Source organism: Methanobacterium formicicum (genome assembly GCF_029848115.1).
In the GTDB taxonomy this organism is placed as follows: Archaea; Methanobacteriota; Methanobacteria; order Methanobacteriales; family Methanobacteriaceae; genus Methanobacterium; species Methanobacterium formicicum.
The window spans coordinates 1-6,593 of sequence record NZ_JARVXG010000026.1 but is presented as its reverse complement, the minus strand read 5'-3'; the positions used below and the strand labels follow the sequence as shown (position 1 = coordinate 6,593).

Sequence of the window (6,593 nt, the reverse complement as noted above, 5' to 3'; positions counted from 1 at the left end):
AAAAAAAAGGGTTTCTACAAAGCCAATTTATTTAAAAAAAAACCTATTTAATTTTAAAAAAAATAGTATCTACTTTTCGCAAATTTGGACTCCCATTTTAAAGGCCTTTTCACAGTCCTGAGGAAAGATTTCCTGGTATCTTTTCAGTTTTTCTTCTGGATCGAAACGTGATGACACGTACTTAGAGTAATCATCAAACTGGTAGGTGTCAGTGACCAGTATTGATTCGGATTCACCAATTATACGTTCAACCAGTCTTTCAGTGGTTTTAAAGCACTCCTCATAACCGATCTCCTTTAGCACTTCCTCAGTTACCCCCATGGTGTAGATAAAACCAACTGGTATACGGCGGGGAAAGAGGGTTGACCCTTCCTTATCGTAAACCAGGTAGGGGAATATGAGGCGTTCCAGGAAGGATCTAATCTCCCCTGTGGCGGTTCCCAGGTAGATGGGGGATGCGAGGATGAGGGCATCGGCTTCTTCAATCCTTCCCAGGACTGGTGTTAAGTCATCCCGGGCAGCACAAGTACCGTAGCTTTTCCCATCCTTTAATTTACAGGCAAAACAACTTTTACAACCTTTATAATCCAGGTCGTAGAGGTGTATGATTTCGGTTTCTGCTCCCCTGGATTCGGCTCCTTTCAGAGCTTTTTCAACCAGTTTAGCCGTGTTACCCTTCTTTCGGGGGCTTCCGTTAATTCCTAAAACTTTCATGGTATCCCATCTCACTTTTAGTATGTATTTGTTGAACCCCTAAGATATGTTGAACCCTACGATATTGAACCCTAGATATGTTGAATCCCCTAAGATAATCATAGTTAGTTGACTTCCACTTTGAACCCGTTGTAAGTGGCAAAAAACCCATCAGTATCAGCGTATACTGGTTTAAAACCATTATTTTCCGCATCTTTCATGGTTTTCTTAAGAAAATCTCTCCCCCAGGCGGTTATGGACTCTGAACATTGCAGACTGTACCACCGGAAGGTGCTGTGGTTGTACAATCCATAGAATGTGTTGGCTAGTCTCTTCAATGCTTCCTGCTGTGCATTTAGTATCTGTCGTTCTTTATCATCCCTGGACTGTTTCATCCGGGATTTGATTCTTATTCTATCCTTTAAGATTTTACCCATGGCCGCCGGGATGAAGCCTACTGGTTCCTTGTGGAATTTGTGCCCATACTCCGGGCAAACATGGCAAGTTCCCCGCTTATAATCAGGAGTGAAGGTATCCGGGGAGATGTTCTTGGATATTATTATACTGGGATACAGGCTCCGAAAATCAAAGTAGACGATATTCTCGTGGAGACCAGTTATTGGTTCTTTAACGTAGCCCCCCACCACTTGCTTACCTTCCCTCTGGGTTAATTCCTCAGGTGAAGGTCGGTTAGGTACTAAATTCCCGGTTTCAAAAGATTTCCGGATTAGGTACCATTCCACCTGCTGCCCGCTGGCCATGCGGGAAACATCAAAGAGGGGTTGGCCCACGATCCGGGTGAGTTCCATGCTTACCGGTAACATCTCCTCTCCGATCTGGGTAACTGCCACGGCATCGTCCAGGGAGTAGTGGAAGAGACGTTCCAGTCTCTGGTCACCTTTATCCCAGTAAAGGTGGATTTCATCTCCAGGGAGGTCGTATTTTTCCTGGCCAAAAAGCTCCAGGTAAACCCGTTCCAGGGTGTGGCGTTCTAAGTGCAGGTAACGGCGGACATAGGAGTACAGGTCAATGTGCACCCTACCCCGGATCATGGTGGCATTACTAAATCCCATTCGGGTGAATCGGGGTGTTGATCCGTCTATTCCCAGGTGGAGGGGCACTCCCAGCTTTGCCGCCCGATCCATTATGTAGGGAAGGTCAAAGGCATCGGAGTTGTATCCCATGATAAAATCAGGATTTTCAGACTGGACAGTTTCCACAAATTTCTCCAGTAATTCTTTCTCATTGGCCACTACTTCCACAAAGTCTTCAGGAGGGCCTAGATAAGAATCTGGGGAAGGGTGAAGAAGAGATGCAGATGGGAGATTTTTATAGGATATCACCTTCTGCAGGCCCCTGTTACTGGAGAAACTGATCATGATGATGGGGTCCAGCTCGGCCTGGGGCATGCCCCGGGGATTGTAGACCTCAATATCAAAGCTTAAAACTGAGAATTCTGGTAAAAATGCTTCTGGAAGGACTGTGGGAGGACTTTTCACCTGTAAAATACAGGGTCGGGGTGTAGTTGGTGATCCCTTTGCCGATCCATGTTTTAAGACTTTGCCTTCTACTTCCACGGCATTCAAAGGAGATAATCCTTTATCTATAAGATATCTGCGGTAAAAAGGAATATCATGTTCTCTTACCTCCTGGACCGAGTTTAAATTCCCGATCCTATCCCTTAATTTAGGAATATCCTGGGGATGTTTGAAGGTTACATTCAGGACCTCTTTCCTTTTCCCCTGATCCTTTTGGTAAACCTTTTCCACAGAGTGAAGTCCTAATTCACTTAAGTCCCGGGTGCAGACCTTAATATCTTCTGGAATGACGTAGATGTAAGGTTTGAAACTCTTATCCCACGCTATGATATGGCCTTCTTCTTCTCCCAGGACTTTGCCGAATAACCTTATAACTGGTACCCGGTTCCGGGTGATGTAATCAATGTCCAGGAGAACGAATTTTTTAGTCACTGTACCGTTAGGTATTCCTTCACGTACACCCATAATGCCCACTTCCAGTAGGGACTATGGATGGGTAAGGTCAAGGAATTTGAGGTAGAGGGAGTGATAAGTAATCTACTTACCACCCCTCCAGCATCGTCGAATAAAAAAGAGAGGGTTTTTTTAAAACTGTAACTGCTTAATGCTCCCCACAGTAGAATACAAAAAGGTCACAGTTCCTTTTTCTTTTTCAGTGTTCCGGATAAGTTTTATCATGGTATTTCTCCGGATTTGGTTGAGATTTTCTGTTTGGTCCAGATCTGCTTCATTGAATAAAGGACCATCCTCTGGCCATTCATCAATCTCTGGGGGAGGGGATATCTCTCTAAGCCATAGATCGACTTTAGCTTCTTCTCGGGTTAATCCTTCCGGCCAGGATTCGTCTATTAAGATTCTGAATCCATCTTCCACTCGGGGAACTTCAGATATTTTTTTGAGCCTTAGCATACACATCTCTCCTATTAACATGATCAATTTAACATTATTAATCATGATATATAAAATTAACGGAAGTTGAAAAGAAAGAATGTGCTCTTCCCCAGTATCAGAAATGACTTATTTACCTATAAAAAAAAGAAACCCCCCATTAATCTGGTTTTTACCCCGGATTATTCTATAAATAGGGAAAAAATTAAAAAAAAAGAGGTTATAAAAATAACAGTTTTTAAAAATAACAGTTATATGATTTAAAAACGGATTCTATCCTTATTCTTGGGTATCCCATCTTTTACCTTAATCCAGGTTTGATCACGATATAATTCATATTCCCTAAAACAAGAGGGAAGACCCCGGGCCGTGAGTGGATCCGGGCCATCCATGAGCTGAAAATGGAGGTGTGGGGCTGTGGAATTACCAGAATGACCTATATTCCCGGTTAGATCTCCGGATTCTATTAAATCACCATTTTTGACTTTTACCGAACCCGTCTTCATATGCCCCAGGAAGATCCATACTCCCTCCCACTCCCCTTCACCCTGGATTATTACAAAGTTACCGGCAATGTCCTGAATATTCTGTTTTCCAGGATCGAAGAACCAGGCATTCTTCAGGGCAATGGAAATATCACGGAGGGGTTGTACTGGGTCCCGTTCGGGGTATCCATCACGAGAAGCAACCACCCGGCCCGAGATGGGGGCATAAATGGGTTTTCCGTAGGAGTAACAGTCATTTAAATGCACCCGGCCCAGGATCTGATCCAGGGTACTTTTCCGGTGGAATTTAACTGATTTTTGAGTCCAGTCCACCTGCAGGAGGTCGAAAGCATAGGTCGAGGCAAAAGAATCCGTACCATGACTGGGAACTTTAGAACCAGGACTGTTTAAAACCATCCACTCACCCTCAAGGGGATATTCTAGGGGTACCGGCTTCATACCTCCATTATCAGGTCTTCCCGCCACTCTCATCATGTCCCTGGTTTTTCCATCTTTATTTTTAAGTTTTGGTGTCCCTTATCTATTCAATAGAGGTACATTCCCAGGTTTCAGCTTCCGTATCGATGGTAGCGTACAGTTCTGTTTCCACATCATTGAACAGCTCTTCACAACCGAACTCCAGGTCGGCTGATTTTTTAACGGCATACATTCTGCCCCGGGCACTCTTAACCACTATATCACCCTCACGGGTTATTCCTACCACTAATTGTTTGATTTCCTTGGCCATTTTTATCATCTCCTTAACACTTATTTATGAAATTTAACTTCCAATGAGCTACTACGTAATGAGAGCCCTCTTCATTAATTTTATTTTTAATAAATTCAGACAAAAACTACCCTCTTCTTAAAACTGAGTTTGTTTTCCCTCATGAACCGATCCATTTCCAACTCATGTTCCTGTGGAATCAAAAGTCCAGAACGTACTTTTTCGCCCTGAATATGCTTTAAAAGACCACCATAGTCATATCTTTTATCACCTTTCTTCTGTGAATAACCATACAATATCTGGTTAACTTTTACCTTATTTTTGGGAAGTAAGGCTTCCATAGAATAGGTGTAAAGCACTCGGGGGGTGGGTTCCATAACTTTGGTGAAGTAGTCGTAGATGGGAGGGGTAATCATAAATCCTTCAGTTAAAATACCATAGAAAAAGGATTTGTCTGGAGTTTCATCTTCGTGAACTGCATATAAAGAAGCGGGAAGTTCCAGTTCCCCGTCACATTCCTCCGTCAAGATTTCAAAGAGAGTTTCCTCCCCTTTTTCCAGAGCTTCAGGGTCATGGAACAGGGCAAAAAAATCCACATCAGATTTAGGCGTTAATTCCCCACGGACATAACTGCCATAAACTACAAGGAGTTCCAATCCCAGAATAGGGGCGGTTAATTCATGGATTTTTTTCAGGAAGTTTGTCTGGTAAGATTTTAACATCTAGTTCTCCCTCCACCCTTCTTACAATTTTCTCCATACAGGAAACTGCCTCTTGTGCAAGGTCACCATTACTTCCCCCATAACCTAATCTTTCATAGATACGGTGCAATCGGCGAAAACATTTCCTCTCATCATCCCTGAAGCGAGTTTTGACCAGATAAAAAGTTCCACTTCTGCGATGAGTGGCATAAGGGTCTTCACGACTTTCAAAGGCATGAACAGACTCCTCAGCAACTTTAAATGCCATATCACCCACAACAGATAACCTATCTTTTTCCACTGAGTCATAGAGGGTAAGAACTTTTTCTCTAGCATTACGTAAGTGAATCTTTTCGGAAACCATAAACCCACTTCCTTAATAATTATATGATAAAAGACTAATAAGTATTTTTCTACTAATAATTAAGGAAATTTTCTTTAATTATTATAAGAATAAATGTTTTACATGGTTTTTATTATAATTATTATAGAATTCGTAACGGAATAGTATAAATTTGAATTTTTTGGTGATGTTTTGGTGTTAAAAACCCCGAAAAATAAACCAGACATTAGGACCTGTAAAAAAAAATATTAAATGATAAAAAAAAGGAGTGTTGATTAACTCTTAAAATAAGTTTAAAGAGCTCTAAGGACTATTTCACTGTTACTATCCGTGGATTTGAGCTCATCAATTATGTATGACTCTCCGGTCACATCCTCCATCAGGGAGATTAATGACAGAGCCATAGGACAGCCTATGGAACGAGGGACATCCTTGGCCTCCAGGTAGTCGGTGAAGTGGTGCAGTTTGCAACCTTTAATACTGACGTTTAGGGAATCTTCACCTAAATTGTAACTTATTTCATCGGCAATATTGAAATATCCTCCCAGGTATTCAGCATAGAATTCCAGGGCTTTTTCCGGGGTGCTGGTGTCCTTTTCCTCACCCAACATGACTGAACCGGCCTTGATCAGGTCCCACAGATCCTCACCGAAGGCACGGGTGATTCCCCCTGATCCTTCCCCACTGACCTTCCACAGGCTGTTGGTGAAGCCCATCAACACTGCGGTGAGTATGATATTCACTGGATTTTCTTGAGTTTCGCTTAAAAAAGCAGCTGTTATTTTCTGTACTTCCTCTTCTGACATGTTATTCACTCCTCTTGATATATGCGCTCCCTTTTATGCTTCCATGACTTCTTTTACTTTTAGTGCGGTTCTCTCCAGTTCCAGGAGGGCCAGTCCCAGGTTCACTTCCCCCGGGGATAGTGCAGCCAGCACCGCCTTCTTACCAGCATAGGACAGAATGGCCTTACCAATGGCACCATCGATAACCACCTGGTTAAGATCTCCCCTTTCCAGCTCATCACAGGTTCTCTGGGAAGTACCCACCATGGCCGCAGCCATAGCCGCCACCCTTTTCTCATCAGTACCACTGGGAAGGGCCGAAGAGATCATCAAACCATCCGGTCGCAGCACAGCCACTCCATTAACATCCCCCGGAGCACGCTCCAGTAACTCTTTCAAAAGACTACCAATATCCTCTCTTAATCCCATTAAA

9 protein-coding genes are annotated in these 6,593 nt (G+C 43.0%); all 9 read right to left on the bottom strand.

The window, feature by feature from the left end; all coding sequences use genetic code 11:
* Positions 1-69 precede the first annotated feature (69 nt).
* A complete protein-coding gene (locus QC759_RS01765) occupies positions 70-714 on the bottom strand; it encodes a flavodoxin family protein (protein ID WP_048072567.1) in 645 nt (214 codons plus the stop codon).
* Positions 715-818: 104 nt separating this feature from the next.
* Positions 819-2,696 (bottom strand): DNA-directed DNA polymerase, encoded by a 1,878-nt coding sequence (locus QC759_RS01760; protein ID WP_048072568.1) that lies wholly within the window; start codon positions 2,694-2,696, stop codon positions 819-821.
* A 120-nt stretch (positions 2,697-2,816) separates the two neighbouring features.
* Positions 2,817-3,140 carry a DUF488 family protein, N3 subclade gene (locus QC759_RS01755; protein ID WP_048072569.1) on the bottom strand — a complete coding sequence of 108 codons (324 nt, stop codon included), beginning with the start codon at positions 3,138-3,140 and terminating at the stop codon, positions 2,817-2,819.
* 239 nt (positions 3,141-3,379) lie between these two features.
* Positions 3,380-4,099, bottom strand: coding sequence for a M23 family metallopeptidase (locus QC759_RS01750; protein WP_197050480.1), 720 nt, complete (start codon positions 4,097-4,099; stop codon positions 3,380-3,382).
* A gap of 46 nt (positions 4,100-4,145) precedes the next feature.
* Positions 4,146-4,352: a hypothetical protein gene (locus QC759_RS01745; protein WP_048072570.1), complete on the bottom strand. Its 207-nt coding sequence runs from the start codon at positions 4,350-4,352 to the stop codon at positions 4,146-4,148.
* Between the two features lie 95 nt (positions 4,353-4,447).
* On the bottom strand, positions 4,448-5,053 hold the full coding sequence (locus QC759_RS01740; protein ID WP_048072571.1) for a nucleotidyltransferase domain-containing protein: 606 nt from the start codon (positions 5,051-5,053) through the stop codon (positions 4,448-4,450).
* Complete coding sequence (locus QC759_RS01735) at positions 5,010-5,396, bottom strand: hypothetical protein (RefSeq protein WP_048072572.1); 387 nt, start codon at positions 5,394-5,396, stop codon at positions 5,010-5,012. The genes QC759_RS01740 and QC759_RS01735 overlap by 44 nt, the downstream gene beginning before the upstream one ends.
* 272 nt (positions 5,397-5,668) lie before the next feature.
* Positions 5,669-6,181: a hypothetical protein gene (locus tag QC759_RS01730; RefSeq protein WP_048072573.1), complete on the bottom strand. Its 513-nt coding sequence runs from the start codon at positions 6,179-6,181 to the stop codon at positions 5,669-5,671.
* A 33-nt stretch (positions 6,182-6,214) separates the two neighbouring features.
* Positions 6,215-6,593: roadblock/LC7 domain-containing protein (locus QC759_RS01725; protein ID WP_279844806.1), on the bottom strand; the 379-nt coding region annotated here is incomplete at its 5' end.